General features: G+C 53.7%; 16 protein-coding genes and 1 pseudogene. 4 read left to right on the forward strand and 13 right to left on the reverse strand.

Annotated features, from left to right (window positions below; translation table 11 throughout):
- Window positions 1–34: 34 nt before the first annotated feature.
- Both ACFX4O_RS21390 and ACFX4O_RS21395 read left to right on the forward strand, forming a co-directional pair.
- Window positions 35–688, forward strand: a complete 654-nt coding sequence (locus tag ACFX4O_RS21390; protein ID WP_380211124.1) for an NAD(P)H-binding protein — start codon at window positions 35–37, stop codon at window positions 686–688.
- Window positions 689–739: 51 nt separating this feature from the next.
- Complete coding sequence (locus tag ACFX4O_RS21395; protein WP_131407739.1) at window positions 740–1777, forward strand: permease; 1038 nt, start codon at window positions 740–742, stop codon at window positions 1775–1777.
- 58 nt (window positions 1778–1835) lie between these two features.
- On the opposite strand, the gene dolP is transcribed toward ACFX4O_RS21395, so the two are convergent.
- Genes dolP through ACFX4O_RS21415 form a run of 4 tightly spaced genes read right to left on the reverse strand, consistent with a single transcriptional unit; the run spans window position 1836 to window position 5525 of the window.
- Entirely contained in the window at window positions 1836–2411 is a 576-nt protein-coding gene (dolP, locus tag ACFX4O_RS21400; RefSeq protein WP_017457372.1) for a division/outer membrane stress-associated lipid-binding lipoprotein, read from the reverse strand.
- 9 nt (window positions 2412–2420) lie between these two features.
- Entirely contained in the window at window positions 2421–3011 is a 591-nt protein-coding gene (diaA, locus tag ACFX4O_RS21405) for a DnaA initiator-associating protein DiaA (protein ID WP_040016590.1), read from the reverse strand.
- Between the two features lie 22 nt (window positions 3012–3033).
- Window positions 3034–3429 (reverse strand): YraN family protein, encoded by a 396-nt coding sequence (locus ACFX4O_RS21410; RefSeq protein WP_131407735.1) that lies wholly within the window; start codon window positions 3427–3429, stop codon window positions 3034–3036.
- Window positions 3387–5525 (reverse strand): penicillin-binding protein activator, encoded by a 2139-nt coding sequence (locus ACFX4O_RS21415; protein ID WP_380211127.1) that lies wholly within the window; start codon window positions 5523–5525, stop codon window positions 3387–3389. The genes ACFX4O_RS21410 and ACFX4O_RS21415 overlap by 43 nt, the downstream gene beginning before the upstream one ends.
- 62 nt (window positions 5526–5587) lie before the next feature.
- Between ACFX4O_RS21415 and rsmI the strand changes: the two genes are divergently transcribed.
- A complete protein-coding gene (gene rsmI / locus ACFX4O_RS21420) occupies window positions 5588–6448 on the forward strand; it encodes a 16S rRNA (cytidine(1402)-2'-O)-methyltransferase (RefSeq protein WP_131407731.1) in 861 nt (286 codons plus the stop codon).
- A gap of 44 nt (window positions 6449–6492) precedes the next feature.
- Here the strand turns inward: rsmI and agaD are convergent, their stop codons facing one another.
- The 8 genes and pseudogenes from agaD to kbaZ all read right to left on the reverse strand — a co-directional run bounded on the left by agaD (window position 6493) and on the right by kbaZ (window position 13230).
- Window positions 6493–7284 carry a PTS galactosamine transporter subunit IID gene (gene agaD, locus ACFX4O_RS21425; RefSeq protein ID WP_131407729.1) on the reverse strand — a complete coding sequence of 264 codons (792 nt, stop codon included), beginning with the start codon at window positions 7282–7284 and terminating at the stop codon, window positions 6493–6495.
- The gene (gene agaC / locus ACFX4O_RS21430; protein WP_131407727.1) at window positions 7274–8077 is read right to left on the reverse strand and encodes a PTS galactosamine transporter subunit IIC; all 804 of its coding nucleotides are present in this window, start codon (window positions 8075–8077) and stop codon (window positions 7274–7276) included. Before agaC ends, agaD begins: the two co-directional genes overlap by 11 nt.
- 52 nt (window positions 8078–8129) lie before the next feature.
- Window positions 8130–8606: a PTS galactosamine transporter subunit IIB gene (gene agaB / locus ACFX4O_RS21435; RefSeq protein WP_380211130.1), complete on the reverse strand. Its 477-nt coding sequence runs from the start codon at window positions 8604–8606 to the stop codon at window positions 8130–8132.
- 113 nt (window positions 8607–8719) lie between these two features.
- Window positions 8720–9580, reverse strand: coding sequence for a tagatose-bisphosphate aldolase subunit KbaY (gene kbaY / locus ACFX4O_RS21440; protein ID WP_380211132.1), 861 nt, complete (start codon window positions 9578–9580; stop codon window positions 8720–8722).
- Window positions 9580–10734, reverse strand: a complete 1155-nt coding sequence (locus tag ACFX4O_RS21445; protein ID WP_380211134.1) for an SIS domain-containing protein — start codon at window positions 10732–10734, stop codon at window positions 9580–9582. The genes kbaY and ACFX4O_RS21445 overlap by 1 nt, the downstream gene beginning before the upstream one ends.
- A gap of 337 nt (window positions 10735–11071) precedes the next feature.
- Complete coding sequence (gene agaF / locus ACFX4O_RS21450) at window positions 11072–11506, reverse strand: PTS galactosamine/N-acetylgalactosamine transporter subunit IIA (RefSeq protein ID WP_131407719.1); 435 nt, start codon at window positions 11504–11506, stop codon at window positions 11072–11074.
- Between the two features lie 233 nt (window positions 11507–11739).
- Window positions 11740–11922: pseudogene (locus ACFX4O_RS21455) on the reverse strand (PTS sugar transporter subunit IIB); the annotation flags it as partial.
- A 12-nt stretch (window positions 11923–11934) separates the two neighbouring features.
- Window positions 11935–13230 carry a tagatose-bisphosphate aldolase subunit KbaZ gene (gene kbaZ / locus ACFX4O_RS21460; RefSeq protein ID WP_380211136.1) on the reverse strand — a complete coding sequence of 432 codons (1296 nt, stop codon included), beginning with the start codon at window positions 13228–13230 and terminating at the stop codon, window positions 11935–11937.
- Window positions 13231–13477: 247 nt separating this feature from the next.
- Here kbaZ and ACFX4O_RS21465 point away from each other — a divergent pair, with 247 nt between their 5' ends.
- Window positions 13478–14284, forward strand: a complete 807-nt coding sequence (locus tag ACFX4O_RS21465) for a DeoR family transcriptional regulator (protein WP_131407715.1) — start codon at window positions 13478–13480, stop codon at window positions 14282–14284.
- A 60-nt stretch (window positions 14285–14344) separates the two neighbouring features.
- Here the strand turns inward: ACFX4O_RS21465 and garD are convergent, their stop codons facing one another.
- Entirely contained in the window at window positions 14345–15916 is a 1572-nt protein-coding gene (garD, locus tag ACFX4O_RS21470; protein WP_200552330.1) for a galactarate dehydratase, read from the reverse strand.
- Window positions 15917–16211 lie beyond the last annotated feature (295 nt).

The raw sequence follows: 16211 nt of genomic DNA on the forward strand, positions 1-16211 counted from the left end.
TTGCAAGACAGATTCATCTGCAAAGGGGGAAACGATGCAACGTGTATTAATCACTGGTGCCACTGGTTTGGTTGGCGGGCATTTGTTGCGGTTGCTGAACAGCGACCCGCGAATTGACTCTATCGTTGCGCCCACTCGCCGCCCGTTGCAGGGGATTTCCGGCGTTACGAACCCGCACGATCCCCAGCTCAGTGATGCGCTAGCGCTGGTGACGGAACCCATCGATACGGTTTTTTGTTGCCTTGGCACAACCCGGCGTGAGGCGGGGAGCAAAGAGGCGTTTGTGCTTGCCGATTACACGCTGGTGGTGGATACCGCGATCACCGGCCTGCGTCTTGGTGCCACGCAAATGCTGGTGGTCAGTTCAATGGGGGCAAACGCGCGCTCGCCATTTTTCTACAACCACGTGAAAGGTGAGATGGAAAATGCGTTGATGGCCCAGCAGTGGCCGTCGCTGACGATTGTCCGCCCCTCCATGCTGCTGGGTGAGCGGGAGAAAACGCGGGTGAACGAATCTTTGCTGGCACCGCTTTTCCGCCTGCTGCCGGGTAACTGGAAGTCGATTCCCGCACACGACGTTGCCCGTGCAATGCTGGCGCTGGCATTTTTGCCTGCGAGCCAGCCGACCCGGATAGTGAAATCCGCGCAGCTACGCGCGATCGCTGCCGATAGCTCATTGGCAAAATAGTTATCACGGCGTACTATTCTCGGGCTTATAAATATATCCCCGGGGAATGTTATGACTGGTCAGTCTTCACCTCAGGCGGCAACACCTGTTCAATGGTGGAAACCCGCTCTGTTCTTTCTTGTTGTTATCGTGGGCCTTTGGTATGTGAAATGGCAGCCTTATTACGGCAAAGCGTTCACTGCCGCCGAGACACACAGCATCGGTAAATCCATCCTTTCGCAGGCCGATTCCAGCCCGCTTCAGGCGGCGCTTGATTATGCCATGGTCTATTTTCTCGCAGTCTGGAAAGCGGCGGTACTCGGCGTACTGCTCGGTTCGCTGATTCAGGTGCTTATCCCGCGCGACTGGTTGCTGCGTACGCTGGGGCAAAAACGCTTTAGCGGCACCCTTTTCGGTACGTTGTTTTCTCTGCCTGGTATGATGTGCTCCTGCTGTGCTGCGCCAGTCGCCGCGGGGATGCGGCGTCAGCGCGTTTCCATGGGCGGTGCGCTGGCGTTCTGGATGGGCAACCCGCTACTGAACCCAGCGACGCTGGTGTTTATGGGGTTTGTGCTTGGCTGGCATTTCGCGGCAATCCGTCTGGTTGCCGGTCTGGTCACCGTGCTCGGCGTGGCAACGCTGGTACAGATGCTGGTGAAAGATAGCCCGCAACAGGCAGAGCCGGTGGAGATCACTTTGCCGGAGCAGCAGGGCAGCTTTATGGCGCGTTGGGGCAAGGCATTGTGGCAACTGTTCTGGAGCACCATTCCGGTCTATATCCTCGCGGTGCTGGTTCTCGGTGCGGCGCGCGTCTGGCTGTTCCCGCATGCGGATGGCGCGGTGGATAACACATTGCTGTGGGTGATTGCGATGGCGATTGTCGGTTGCCTGTTTGTTATCCCCACAGCGGCAGAAATTCCGATTGTGCAAACCATGATGCTGGCGGGGATGGGCATGGCGCCTGCATTGGCGCTGCTGATCACGCTGCCAGCGGTTAGCCTGCCATCGCTCGTTATGCTGCGTAAATCTTTCCCGGCGAAAGCCCTGTGGCTGACCGGTGGCCTGGTGGCGTTGTGCGGAGTGATGACCGGTATTATTGCGCTGCTGTAAGCCAACTAATGCGCGAAAAAAAAGCCCGGTTTTACCGGGCTTTTTCATGATAGCGAGTTTATTTAAGCAGGGTAAAGGCGGTGGTCACGTGTTTCACTCCGCTGACGCGGCTGGCGATATCCGCGGCGGCCCGACCTTCACGCTCGGTAACCAGCCCCATCAGGAACACTTCACCGTTTTCCGTTGTCACTTTCACGTTTGACGATTTCACCTGGTCACTGCTCAGCAACTGCGAGCGAACTTTGGTCGTTATCCAGGTATCGGAAGAGGCTGTACCCAGACCAATCGGCTGACCCTGGCGGATCTCGTTAAAGACTTCGGTTGTCCCCTCCACACCAACGGCAATCTGTTTTGCCCGCGAAGAGAGATCGGTATTCGGTGCCTGGCCGGTCAGCAGCACTTTCCCCTGGTAGGCGGTGACGTTAACACGCGCTTCTTTCTTAATTTGTTCATCTTTCGACAGCGCGCTATTCACGCGCAGCTCCAGCGTGCTGTCATCCACCTGGGTGCCGACGGTTCGCGGGTCCGTTGCGGCTTTTGTGCCTACGGCTGCGGAACCTACCACCACTGCGCCAACACAACCCTGTAACAGCAGCGCGGAAATAAGGACTGCGAGGGGCGTAAATGCCTTCATGTGTACTCCTTAATCATCCTGGTGAGGAAAAAGCGTGTTATCAATCAGATCGCATAAGCAATTTACCGTCAGCATGTGCATTTCCTGGATGCGCGCGCTGCGGTGGGAAGGAATACGAATTTCGACATCCTGCGGCCCCAGCAGACCCGCCAGCTCGCCACCGTCGTAGCCCGTCAACGCAATGATCGACATATCGCGTGTCACCGCCGCTTCGACGGCTTTAACGATATCGCGACTGTTACCACGCGTTGAAATGGCCAACAGAATATCGCCGGTATGGCCGAGCGCCCGAACCTGCTTGGCATAAATTTCATCATGCAGACGGTCATTTGCTATCGCGGTTAAGACCACATTATCGGTATTAAGTGCAATGGCAGGTAAACTAGGACGTTCTGTTTCAAAACGGTTGATCATGCTGGCAGCAAAATGCTGTGCGTTGGCAGCAGATGTGCCGTTGCCACAACAGAGGATTTTGTTGCCATTCAGCAGGGAGTGAACCATCGTCATGGCTGCTCGGGAAATGGCATCAGGTAGCGCTTCCGCCGCCGCAATTTGGGTTTGAATGCTTTCCGTAAAGCAGACTTTAATTCGTTCGAGCACGGTATTCCCTATCATTCAGCAATCATGAGTGGTCATTAAAAGCGTTAGGTATCCACTCAACATCATTTTCGGTGAAGGCTACCACATCAAACCGGCAATCCACAGTGTCAAAACTCCCATTGTGCCGGGCCAGCCATAATTGCGCGGTATGCAGCAGTTTGGCTTGCTTGGCGCGGGTGACGCTGCTTGCCGCACCGCCAAAACGCGCCGACTTTCGATAGCGCACTTCAATAAACACGGTGGTCTTGCCGTGTCGCATTATCAGGTCGATTTCACCGCCGCGCTCGTGCACATTGGCGGCGATAAAGCGCAGTCCTTTGCTTTCAAGCAGGCGACGTGCTTTCGCTTCCCACACGTCGCCGGTCTGCTTACGGCTTAATTCGCCGGGACGATTTGCCCCTGTTGGTATTTGAGCCATGACAACTTCCTGTTGATCACGCAGTCTTGTGTAGCCGTTAAATCGCCGGTATTGCCGTTCAGTTCAAAACCCGGCACCTGACGCATTTGCGAGAAGTTATTCGCCAGCGACCAGGCATCCGCGCCCATCGCGTACAGACGCGCCAGCGAATAGTCGTTATTCACGCTTTTCAGCGCTTGCTGCATCAGCGACGGGTTTGCCCCGGCAAGCATAGGGATTTCGTTGAATTGCAGACCTTCCATTTCAAGGCGGAAATCCGGGCCTGCACCGCCCTGCGCGCTGCGTGAGCTGGCGTACAGCATCACGCCACTCTGGCTGCCGGTACGCAGAGTAATCATCGGTTTAATTAACGCGATTTCATCCTGCGTAGCGACGATATATACCGCGTCTACGCTGCCGCTACCGCTAATTTGTGCATCGGTCGGCGGAGCCGGAATATTCAGACCGCCAACCGTCACGCCTGGCTGCTGGGGCAGACTGGAGGCGACCGGGCTACCGGTCAGGGCGATGCCAGAGCGACCGTTCAGCCCCATACGCAGTTCAGCGGTGGAGCCAAATTTCTGTGCCAGCACAACGCCGCCGCCCAGTTTTTTCCACTCATCGGCAAACGCGGTACTGACGCGTTCACCCAACGCGCTGCGTGGCACCAGCAGCAACGGCGCGTGTCGGCCCTGCTCAAAAATATGGCGTGCGGCGTCGTGAGCTTCATCCTCTGGCGAGAGGGCGAAGTAACAAATGTTGGCGCGGTTTTCGACATGCTCCGGCTGGTTGAGCGCCAGTACGTTCAGCGACGTGTTGCTGCGCATCAGCTCTTCAACGTTGTTTTTCAACAGCGGGCCTACCACGATGCTGGCTCCGTCCTGCTGAACCTGGTTGAGGATCTGATCCATCGGCTGCGCGCTGGTATCGTAAACTTTCAGCTCAGCACCGGGGTTCGCTGGCGTGCCTGTCACGGCAGGTGCAGCGACCGGTTGCGTCGCATTGGCGTCGGTCGGCTGAGTGGGTGTTGTGGCTGCCGGATCCGGCTGAGCAGTGGCGGCAGAATCCGTTGCTGCTGCGTCACTTTGCGCTGCGCTATCCGGCGCTTGCGCTTGTTGTGCATCCGGTGCAGCCGCATTTTGCTGCGCCGGAGCATTGGTCAGATCATTCACGTTAGCGTCTGCTGGGCTGACAACGGCTGCGGTGGCGGCCTGCGCAACTTGCTGCGGAACCGCCGGGCCGGAAACCGGGGCGATGCCGTTTTTCGCCGCTTCAAAACCTTGCTGGATAGCGCGGCTAAACACCGACGCCTGGCCATTTAACGGCAACAGCAGCGCGATTTTGTTGGTTGCTGCCGGTTTAAAGTTTTGCAGGTTCGACAACTGCGTAGGCAGCATTTTCGCCGCCGGGTTTTGCGGATAGCGCGTTTGCCAGTCGGTAATGCCCGCTTTCAGCATATTGGGATCGTTGCGGTTATCGAACCACATGCGTTGCAGGTCGAGCCAGCCTTGCAGCGTCACTTCATCGGCGTTGATCACCAGCGCTCTGGCTTGATCTTGTGTCATGGAGGCCAGCGCTTGCCAGGTGGCGTCGATGTTTTTCTGCTTCTCTTCCGGTTTGCTCAACAGCGGTTGCTGGGCAATGAGCGCGCGCAGCAGCGTCAGAGAAGGCTTGCCTTGCGAGGCGGAAATGCTAATTTGCCAGTAACGCGCTTGCTGGTTTTGCTCAAGATCGGCGGGATCGATTTCGTTGAGTAGCGCTTTCGCACCGGCAAAATCCTTCTGCGCCAGTTTCATTTCGGCAGCGAGCAACGTGCGTTCTTTACGCTGGTTATCGCTCAGATCCTGCGGCAACTGGGCAAACAGTTCGCCGGCCTGCTGGGTTTTTCCCTCTTTCAGCAGTGCACGAATGGCGAGTAATTGCCAGTTGGTCTTGCTATCATCTGTGCTTTGCTGCATCTGATGCAGGTAATAGCCAGAATCGGCCTGGGCTTCGCCCTGCATATGCGAGGCGCTCTGGTCTGTCGATTGCGTGCCGCAGCCTGCAAACAGCAGGGCGGCGAGCACCACAGGCAGGCAGCGCGTGGCTTTCGAACGTAGAAATCTTGACGGTAGCATACTGTATCCAGTGATAATTTTTACGCAATGCTCAATATTAAATCGGCAATACGGATGAAACAATGAAACAACACGAATCGGCGGAGAATTCTCAAGGTCAGCTCTATATTGTACCTACTCCTATCGGGAATTTGGCTGATATTACGCAGCGCGCGCTTAACGTGTTACAAGCCGTTGATTTAATTGCCGCTGAAGACACCCGCCACACCGGTTTACTGCTCCAGCACTTCGCCATTAATGCCCGTTTGTTTGCGCTTCACGACCATAATGAGCAGCAAAAAGCCGAAACGCTGGTGGCGAAGCTGAAGGAGGGGCAGAACATTGCGCTGGTCTCCGACGCCGGAACGCCGCTGATTAATGATCCGGGCTACCACCTGGTGCGCACCTGCCGCGAGGCTGGTATCCGCGTGGTGCCGCTGCCTGGCCCGTGCGCCGCCATTGCCGCGTTAAGCGCCGCCGGGCTGCCGTCGGATCGTTTCTGTTACGAAGGTTTTCTGCCCGCCAAATCGAAAGGGCGTCGCGATACGCTCAAAGCGCTGGAAACCGAAAGCCGTACGCTGATTTTTTATGAATCCACGCACCGCCTGCTGGAAAGCCTGGAAGATATGGTCGCCGTGTGGGGGGAATCCCGCTATGTGGTACTGGCGCGCGAGCTGACCAAAACCTGGGAAACCATCCAGGGCGCGCCGGTGGGCGAGTTGCTGGCATGGGTAAAAGAGGATGAGAACCGCCGTAAAGGCGAGATGGTGCTGATCGTCGAAGGGCATAAGGCGCAGGAAGATGAGTTGCCCGCCGACGCAATACGCACATTGGCGCTGCTGCAAGCCGAACTGCCGCTGAAAAAAGCGGCCGCGCTGGCGGCGGAAATCCACGGCGTGAAGAAAAATGCGCTGTATAAGTACGCGCTGGATCAGCAAGAGTAAGCCGCATGATGACCGGGGCGCAGTCGTTATGCGCCCCAGCTCTGTCAGAGAATACCCAACGCTGAGGCAATAATGGACAGCACAAATGTCACCGCAATCAGCACCACCGGGTGAGTCTTTTTCGCACGCAGCAGGTAATACATCAGCAGCGTATACCCCATTGGCAAAATGTTTGGGAACACCTTGTCAAAAAAGTCTTTTTGTAGCGCGACGCTGTGTGTTTCATCAATGGGGAAGGTGGTGACCACATTGATATGCACATACGAGGCAATTAGACCGCCGATAACGGTAATCCCCAGAATTGTCGCCGATCTTGCGATCATTTGTGAGTTTTCACGAACTTTATCAATCGCTTTAACGCCCACAGAATAACCGACGTGTGTCCAGCCGACGCGCAAAAAGAAAATCGCCAGGTAGACCGCGAAGAAAAGTATCGGGCCAAGCAGGTTGCCCTGGCTGGCAAAAGAGGAGCAGATACCCGCCATAATCGGTAACAGCGTAAACCAGAAAATGGCATCACCAATCCCCGCAATAGGGCCAAACAGTGCAACTTTTAACCCCTTAATGGTGCTGCGGTTTTCCCCTTTCTCTTCCATTGAGATAAGCAGCCCCATCAAAAAACCAACCAGGTTGGGGTGGGTATTAATAAATTCCAGATGGTCTTTCATTGCCGCGCTTAAGCCGTCTTTATCATCCTTATAAATCTTTTTCAGCAGCGGCAGCATTGCCCAGGTAAAACCGCCAGCCTGCATCCTTTCATAGTTAAAACTGGCTTGCAGCACGGACGAACGGAAACCTAACCGGGTGATATCTTTCTTACTGATTTCAGATGCCATTGCTGTAATCCTCTTTATCGCTGGGGTTGCCTTCTACCTGCGGCTGAGACGGGTTTTTCGCCCGCGCATTGAAGAATTCATAGACTGCGAAACCGGCACCTAAAACGGCAACCGGCAGCAGGTTGCTGACCTGGATATAACAGACGAACAGAAACCCGGCGATCAGGTAGGGAATGTATTGCGCTTTGAACATAACGCGTAAGAGCAAGCCGAAACCGACCGCTGGCAAAATGCCGCCCGCCACTTCAAAGCCGTGTGTCAGCCAGCCAGGCATTGCTTTCACCAGCGCCTGCATTGCGCCCTGTGCCATGTAGGTACACAGAAACGCGATAATGGCGTATGAACAGGCGACAATCAGCGTGGTGAGCCAGTTAAGGCGCGCAAAAGCCCGGGTATCGCCCGTGCTGGCGTAGTTATCCGCCTTCGACATAAATAACGAGAAAGCCGAGTAGAAGAACAGAATGATGTACTGCATTAACAGGCTAAACGGCAGCCCAAGGCCGATTGCCGTTTTGGCATCGACACCCGTGGACCAGGCGATAACCGTCGTCATCACGCCCGCCATAATCGGGTTTGGCGGTTGTACACCGCCCGCCGGGGTTAAGCCTGCAAAGGCGAGTTCGGTTAAGCCGCCGGTAATTAACCCGATATGAATGTCCCCAAGGATTGCGCCTGTCAGGGTACAAACAATGATCGGTCTGAACAGGAATAATGCTTCCAGCCAGAAATCAATACCGAGGATAAAAACCAGAGCTGCCAGGGATAATCCCTGTATTAGCGTTATTTCATGCATTTTTCAGCCTCATCAGAGAGCGTTGTTTAGCATCGTTTACCGACAGAAAAACTCAGTCGGGAATATCGGTTTTTGAATCGCCGGGAACATCCTGAATGAAAATATGGGCCCCGTGATGTTTGATAAAACGCAGATCGTCCAGGTCCTGTTCATTGACATAGACTTTGCTGCTTATCTGCTTTTTCCCCGCAGAAAAATGCATATTGCCGACGTTGACGTCGCCAAGTTTCACGCCGCCTTCAATCAGTTTTCGTACCGTTTCTGGCGTGCGGCAGATGAGGAAAATTTTTTGATGAGGCGCAGCCTTATCGAGAATATTTATTGTTTTTTCCAGCGAAAAGAAGCGGATACCAAAGCCATAGGTTTCTGCTGTTATGCCCATCAGTTTTTGCTGCAAGGTGTCTTTTGCGACGTCATCGTCTACGACGACAAGCAAATTGGCACCGATAGCCGACGTCCAGGTAACGCCCACCTGCCCATGGACGAGACGGTTATCGATGCGTGTTAGTAAAATATTCGGTGAGCTCATCTTATTGTCCTGTCATTAATTAATACGGATATGTTCCTTTTTAATATTTATTCCAGTAATGCTTTCAACCAGTAACGACGTAAAGGCAGCATCAGTGCGCCCAAAATAATTTCTTATTTCTCCAGTCTGTCGGCAGAACCGCAGACCGTTACCTTACTTCTCACAACGTCTTTCATCGCATCCATACCGACCCGCATGTAGTAGCGCGGATCGTTACCATCAGGGTTTTCGTCAAACCATTTTCTCACCGCCGCAGCGAATGCAATTTTCAGCTCCGTCGCGACGTTGACCTTACATATGCCTAATTCAATCGCCCGACGGACAAATTCGTCGGGCACATCACTGGCACCGTGCAGCACCAGAGGAACATCCACCACGTTACGAATAGCGGCAAGGCGCTGAAAGTCGAGTTTCGGCGGTTTCGTATACAGGCCGTGCGCCGTACCAATAGCGACGGCGAGGCTGTCAACGCCGGTTAATTCGAGGAAACGTTGGGCATCCTGCGGTGACGTCAGAAAGGTACTTTCTTCGTCAACGTTCATGTCGTCTTCCATGCCACCAAGGCGCCCAAGTTCCGCTTCGACGCTGCAATCCTGGCTATGACAGAAATCAACCACGGATTTAACCAGTCGCACATTTTCGTCGAAAGGGAGATGGCTGCCGTCAATCATGGCACTGCGCACGCCGATATTGACCTTCCGGCGGATATCATCCAGCGATTCGTGATGGTCCAGATGGAGCGCCACAGGCATGTGGTAACTGGCAGAGTAGGCGTCGCACAGCGCGTAGATCTCTTCTATGGCGATGTGTTTATAAGTGCCAGGGGTGCCAGCAAGGATCACCGGTGAACGCATCTCCTGGCAAACTTCAAGAATGGCCTGAATGGTCTCAGCATTATGGATATTGAACGCAGGGATGGCGTAGCCTTTCGCCTGCGCGTCCTGCAAAAGATATTTGGTCGAGATAATGCTCATTATGCCTCCTGCCATGGATGAATGACGACACCTTGCACCACCCGGTTAACCGTCCCGCTCTGGGACGGGGTATCCGGGGCGATCCCGGCTTTTATCGATTGAGTGAGGGCAAATACCTGCGCGTACATCAGGAAACAAAATGCCTGCTCGACATCCAGAAATTCGCGGGCGGGGGGCAGCGTAATATGTGTTTCGGCTGTGATAGCGGGCTCTTCCGCTGCACTGATCGAGACAATACGCAGTGCCTGGTTTTCACGATGAAGTTCTGCCAGCAGATCGCGATCGTAGAGGCGTGTGTAAGGGTGGCTTGACATAAACACGACAACCAGTGTTTCGTTATCAATCAGCGATTTAGGGCCATGGCGAAAGCCAGTAGGGGAATCGTAAAAGGCGACCAGTTTGCCGGCGGTTAATTCCAGTACTTTGAGCGCCGATTCTCTCGCTACGCCCTGCAACCCGCCGCTACCGAGATAGACGATGCGTTTGAAGGGGAAATCCCCGAATACGTTGGCGGAGAAATCCCCGAGCGAGTGGATGATTTGCTGGCAGCGTGCGGCAATATCACGAAAACGCGCTGTGCTAATGACATCGGGCGCGAAGAGGGCAAGGCAGCTTGCCATCATAGTGGTGATGCTGCTGGTCATGGCGAAGCCGCGATCGTGCGTTTCGGCAGGCATCAACAGCGCCTTGCCGTGGCTGCTGGTTTCAGCATTCTGGTATAACGCACCGGCTTCGTTGCAGGTGATAGCGAGGTGATAACACTGCGTGACGAGCTGGTCTGCCAGGTTAACGGCTGCGACGCTTTCCGGGCTGTTGCCAGAGCGCCCGAAGGACACCAGCAGCGTCGGCTGCGTTTCCTGAAGGTAGTCCGTGGGGTTGGTGACCAGGTCGGTGGTTGGTACTGCGGTAATATTTTTCCCGGTGTGGCGCGCAAGCCAGGGGCCAATAATGTCGCCAATAAAGGCGGACGTCCCTGCGCCAGTAAGAATAATTTTAATATTTTGTATTGATAAAACGGGCTGCAAAAACGCATCAATCTCATCGCGCTGGCGATCGATATTTTCAAGCGAGGCAATCCAGCACGCCGGTTGTTGACGAATTTCTTGTTCGGTCCAGGTTGACGTGTTTGATCGCCCGGAAAGCATTTCACTCATAGCATATTCCTTAGTCATGCACGGTCACGAAAGTGAGCGGAAAGAAACCTTTCATTTCGTTTCATTGAATATATTTCTCGTTAAATGAAACGTAACGAAAGTTAAGTGAAAGATCAATGCGAAAATAACAATAAATCGAAAATTGTGATCGTTAATGCAAAGGAAGTGAAATTTAAATGAACAAAAGAAAGGATGCTGAAAAGTGAAAGTGAAAGTGAAAGTGAAAGTGAAAGTGAAAGAAAAGGCATGGCGTGATAAGCGCGCCATGCCCAAATAACAGACAGGGAAAAGGACTACAAAGGGGGCTGGGTTATTGCCTTAACCGCGATCTCATCTGTCAGATCCCTTCTTCAATCTGTTGTTCGTCGCGGCAACGCCCGAGTTCATCGGCGAGGCTTGTCAGGCCACGATGACCGCACTCAAGCGCTTGTGTGCGAAACGCTTCACAGCTTAATTCATCCCGTTCAAGCGCCATTTCCAGCAGCAGTTGCAGGTTGGTGCCGGTAATGACTTCACGGTTCGGCTGCTGCATCGCCAGAGTGGACGCGACACGAAATGGCGTGCCGCCCAGAAGATCGGTGAGAAACACCACTCCCTCATTGCCACTTAGCGTGTTGACCGCCTCTTCCAGTTGCTCTGTCAGCAAGGCGGTCGTTGAGGTTTCTGGAAAATCGATAGCGATAAATTGCGACTGCTCACCCAGAATTTGCGTCATTGCCCTTGCCATTCCACTGGCGAAACCACCGTGTCCACAAAGAATAATTCCCAGCATCGTGACTCCTTAATTCAGAGAAAGTGTGCAAATTTACCGACAATAGCCAGCGCGACAGACTGTAACAAGCTGATTTCCATAAAAGAGCCTCAACGTAGTGTGAAGATATGCAGCGCGGCTCTGTCGGTACACCTTGTACCAGCCACTCCACGCCGTTGGCTTGCAATGCATTGAACGCTGCCATGTCGCGGGCGTTGACAGAGACTGTTTTGGCGATCTGCTTTTTGCCGCGACCAGAAGCGCACGGCGATCCCTTCCGCCAGCACCATTTCCATCAAATTTTGTTGTACGGGATCGTCGGCAACCTCATCGTTGGGCTCCAATACCCGTTTAGCCCCGGCAAATCCCACCCACAGCCCCCCGACCTCGCCGTGGATTAAGCGTTCATTAATACGGCTTAACACGATGTTTTCAATAGTGTTTTCCTGTTAATTGTTATCAGACGAAACGCACTGACAGGCGGCGTGGTACTGACGTAGCACGTCCTGGATGTGATCAATAATCAGCGCGTTGGGCGTTGCGCTCAGCCTGTGCTCACGCACTCTGGCGTACTGGAGCGGCAGGTACTGGCTGATGAGCGGAAGTGGAATGGTCTGGTCGGCCAGGTTACGTACCAGTCGTGCGTAAGATTCATCAATCTGGCTATCCGGCCAGTAGTAACGCACGCGGTCTGAATAGCTAAAATCTCGCGCCAGGCGGCGGGCATGGTTGTCACCGTGATAGTGGCTTTGCCAGTACTCAGGACGGTCGAGCATGACATTTTCCAGCACGTGGCGAAGATCGGAACAGGCGCGGGCGGGAAGCAGTTCCTCTTCGATAGCCGCCAGGGCGAACAGCGCCTCGCGCAGAGCGAAAGTAAGCGCCGGGCCGACTTTCAAAATAGCAAAGTGATCGTGAACCAACTGACGCAGTGCCTGAGGCGTCTGGTAATCCGTGGAGTGGGCTTCAAACACCAGTGTCGGCTGATCTTCCACCATTTTGCTTAGGGCGCTGGCTTTATGTGGCTGGTAATCCACGACATGGCTGTTATCGAATTCAACGCCAGGCTGGACCACCAGTGCGATGATGCGTGGCCAGATGTTGCTTAGCCCCAGGCGTTCAAATGCGATGCGATGCGCCTGTAACGTGGCGCGCGCGGCATCGGGTGAGGTAACGGCAAGCTCGGTCAGCGTTTCATGGGCACCACCAGGGACGGGAACTTCAGTGCCGATGACGTAAACCAAATCGCTTTCGCCCGATTGTTCGATACAGGCCGCTTCGGCCACCTGTGCCAGTCTTGCGGCGCGTGACGCTACGATCTCATCGGTAAGCGGCGTGGGATCGTCAGCGCATGACATGCTGCAATCGAGATGGATTTTTTTGAAACCCGCCGTGACGTAATGCTTAACCAGCTCTTCAGCATGCGACATGGCGTCGGATGCGGGTAAGGTTTGCCAGCGATTCGGGCCAAGATGATCGCCCCCCAAAATCAACTGCGCGCGTGGGAAGTTCAGCTTATCGGCAAGCTGGCAAACGAAAGCGTGAAACTGCGCCGGTGTCATGCCGGTGTAGCCGCCAAATTGATCGACCTGATTGGATGTCGCCTCGATGAGTAAGGGGTGGTGATGAGCGGCGGCAAATCGGATAGCGGCTTCAAGCACCAGCGGATGGGCAGAACAAACGGCGTAGATCCCTTTCTTGTCGCCCTCTTTGTGGTGCTTTATCAGCGCGGTAAGATGTTTCACTTTCCTCTCCTTCTTAGCGTTTACAGGTTTTATTCTTTCGTTTCATTTCCTTTTATCCTGATGGATGTTCCATTAAAAATAAAATGAAAGATAATGCTTTTCCGATCTGTTTCACAAAACAAACATAATGAAAGATTCTTGCCGATGCTTTCCGCGAGCAGCTTTCCATTTCACGCTTGCATTCCTTATGAAGTCAGGTTTAATAAGTAAATCGAAATGAAACGAAAGTTCAGATAAAGGATTTCTTATGGCCAGCACCAGTTCCTCACCCGAAAAGCGCACCATCGGTACGAGCGAAAGGCGTGAGCAGATTATCCAGCGGCTACGGCAGCAAGGAAGCGTCCAGGTTAATGATTTATCTACTCTTTTTGGTGTGTCTACCGTCACAATCCGCAACGATCTCGCTTTCCTGGAAAAACAAGGAATTGCCGTGCGCGCCTATGGCGGGGCACTGATCTGTGACGGTAACGCACCGGCAACCGAGCCTTCTGTTGAAGATAAAAGCGCATTAAATACCGGGTTGAAGCGGGGGATTGCGCTTGCGGCGGCTGACATGATAAAGCCAGGGCATCGCGTTATTCTCGACTCGGGAACCACGACGTATGAAATTGCGCGCATGATGAAGCAACATCAGGATGTCATTGTGATGACGAATGGAATGAACGTCGCGAATGCATTGCTTGATGCTGAAGGGGTTGAGTTGCTGATGACAGGCGGACACCTGCGCCGTCAGTCGCAGTCTTTCTATGGCGATCAGGCGGAGCAATCATTACAGAATTACCATTTCGACATCCTTTTTCTTGGCGTCGACGCTATCGATCTTGAACGCGGCGTCAGCACACATAACGAAGATGAGGCGCGACTGAACCGACGGATGTGCGAAGTCGCAGAGCGCATTATTGTGGTAACTGATTCCAGTAAGTTTAACCGTTTGAGTTTGCACAAAATTATCGATACGCAACGCATTGATATGATCATTACGGATGAAGGCATTCCGGTGGAAAGCCTGCATGGTTTGCAGAAAAGCGGTATCGACGTGCTGCTGGTGAAATAATAAAAAAAAGCATGGCCGGAGCCATGCTTAAGGTTGAGGTTTACTGCTTTCTTATAAAAATCAGGTCACCGGAGCCGGGTTAAACACCGCCAGTTGGTTATGCAAGCCCCATTGGTCCGAGAAGGTTTTCTTACGGCCGCTAGCGACATCCAGGATGAAGTGGAACAGTTTCCAGCCCACATCCTCAATCGTCTCTTCGCCAGTGGCGATCGTCCCGGCGTTGATATCCATTAAGTCATACCAGCGGTTCGCCAGTTCGGTACGCGTCGCCATTTTAATCACCGGTACCGCGACCAGGCCGTAAGGCGTACCGCGACCGGTGGTGAAGACTTGTAAGGTGATCCCGGAAGAGACTTGTTGAGTACCACACACGAAGTCGCTCGCGGGGGTTGCGGCGTAAATCAGGCCGCGTTTGGTCGGACGCTGACCAGGAGAGAGCACTTCAGAAATGGCGCTCTTACCGGATTTCGCGATGGATCCCAACGCTTTCTCGACCACGTTCGCCAGCCCGCCTTTTTTATTCCCCGGAGAAGGGTTGGCGCTGCGGTCGGTCTTGCCCATATCGAGATAGTTATCGTACCAGGCCATCTCTTCCAGTAGGCGTTTGCCCACTTCTTCGTTAATGGCGCGCGGCGTCAATAAGTGGATCGCGTCGCGCACTTCGGTCACTTCGGAGAACATCACTGTGCCGCCGCAGCGAATAATCAGGTCTGACGCAAAGCCAACCGCCGGGTTAGCGGTGACGCCGGAAAACGCATCACTGCCGCCGCACTGCATGCCGACAACCAGTTCAGACGCCGGGCAGGTTTCGCGTTTGCGCTGATTCAGTTTCACCAGGTGGCGTTCAGCCACCTGCAGAATGTCGTCCACCATCGAGCGGAAACCCACGTGGTGCTCATCCTGCAAACGCACAATGCTGGCGCTGTCGACCGGAATGGCCTGCACATCTTCGGTGCCTTGCAGCAGACGTTCCGGCTGTAATTTTTCACAACCGAGACCAATTACCATCACTTCACCGCCAAAGTTCGGGTTCAGCGCGAGGTTGTGAATGGTACGAATCGGGATCACCGCAGCCGGCGCGTTAATCGCCACGCCGCAGCCATAGAGATGGTTCAGACCGACGACGCCGTCCACATTCGGGTATTTCGGCAGCAGATCGCGTTCGATAATCTTCACGACATAATCGACAACGCCCGCCACGCAATGCACGCTGGTGGTGATGCCCAGCAGGTTCTTGGTGCCGACGCTGCCGTCCGCATTGCGGTAGCCTTCAAAGGTGTAACCTTCCAGCGGCGGCAGCGGCTCAGGGACTTTGGTCGCCAGCGGCAGCGTATTCAGCGGCGGCGCTTTTGGCAGCTCAACGGTGGATTCATCAATCCAGCTACCGCGTGCAATGTCGCGCACAGCGTAACCAATCACTTCGCCGTAACGTACGATTTCACCGTGATGGGGAATATCGACCAGCGCAACTTTATGGCCTTGCGGGATATGTTCAATAAGCTCAAGTCCATCCGGAAAACGGGTTCCCGCTTTTAAGCCATTGTCATTAACGATGATCGCGACATTATCCGTGTCGTGTACCTTAATATAAAACGCCCCTGGCGGTTGCTGTCTAATTTCAATGTCGGACATTGTTAAGTAATCTCCAGCTAACTGTACGATGCATTACTCAATAAAAAGAGGAACCATTCTTTATTCTGTAATTAATATCAGAAATAAAAATCTCATTTGCTGAAATAAGAATGTCAGGAGTTTAAATAATAAAATGTGATCTGCATCACTTATTATTGTGATCTCCCGTCTGGCGGGGCTGTCTAATGCAAGATCTGTGCATTAGCGCCCAGGCGTATGTGCATATGCTCAAATTATTCTTTTTGTTAAAGGTTAAAATTGAGCAACCCTCTAGTGTGTGACATCATGGCGCTGA

This window comes from Kosakonia sp. YIM B13571, assembly GCF_042788095.1.
Taxonomy (GTDB): domain Bacteria; phylum Pseudomonadota; class Gammaproteobacteria; order Enterobacterales; family Enterobacteriaceae; genus Kosakonia; species Kosakonia quasisacchari.

Excerpts from the sequence above, each read along its gene's own strand:
- ACFX4O_RS21390 (WP_380211124.1), top strand. The coding sequence starts at position 35 with ATGCAACGTGTATTAATCACTGGTGCCACTGGTTTGGTTGGCGGGCAT.
- ACFX4O_RS21395 (WP_131407739.1), top strand. The coding sequence starts at position 740 with ATGACTGGTCAGTCTTCACCTCAGGCGGCAACACCTGTTCAATGGTGG.
- dolP (WP_017457372.1), bottom strand. The coding sequence starts at position 2,411 with ATGAAGGCATTTACGCCCCTCGCAGTCCTTATTTCCGCGCTGCTGTTA.
- ACFX4O_RS21410 (WP_131407735.1), bottom strand. The coding sequence starts at position 3,429 with ATGGCTCAAATACCAACAGGGGCAAATCGTCCCGGCGAATTAAGCCGT.
- ACFX4O_RS21415 (WP_380211127.1), bottom strand. The coding sequence starts at position 5,525 with ATGCTACCGTCAAGATTTCTACGTTCGAAAGCCACGCGCTGCCTGCCT.
- rsmI (WP_131407731.1), top strand. The coding sequence starts at position 5,588 with ATGAAACAACACGAATCGGCGGAGAATTCTCAAGGTCAGCTCTATATT.
- agaD (WP_131407729.1), bottom strand. The coding sequence starts at position 7,284 with ATGGCATCTGAAATCAGTAAGAAAGATATCACCCGGTTAGGTTTCCGT.
- agaC (WP_131407727.1), bottom strand. The coding sequence starts at position 8,077 with ATGCATGAAATAACGCTAATACAGGGATTATCCCTGGCAGCTCTGGTT.
- agaB (WP_380211130.1), bottom strand. The coding sequence starts at position 8,606 with ATGAGCTCACCGAATATTTTACTAACACGCATCGATAACCGTCTCGTC.
- kbaY (WP_380211132.1), bottom strand. The coding sequence starts at position 9,580 with ATGAGCATTATCTCGACCAAATATCTTTTGCAGGACGCGCAGGCGAAA.
- ACFX4O_RS21445 (WP_380211134.1), bottom strand. The coding sequence starts at position 10,734 with ATGAGTGAAATGCTTTCCGGGCGATCAAACACGTCAACCTGGACCGAA.
- agaF (WP_131407719.1), bottom strand. The coding sequence starts at position 11,506 with ATGCTGGGAATTATTCTTTGTGGACACGGTGGTTTCGCCAGTGGAATG.
- ACFX4O_RS21465 (WP_131407715.1), top strand. The coding sequence starts at position 13,478 with ATGGCCAGCACCAGTTCCTCACCCGAAAAGCGCACCATCGGTACGAGC.
- garD (WP_200552330.1), bottom strand. The coding sequence starts at position 15,916 with ATGTCCGACATTGAAATTAGACAGCAACCGCCAGGGGCGTTTTATATT.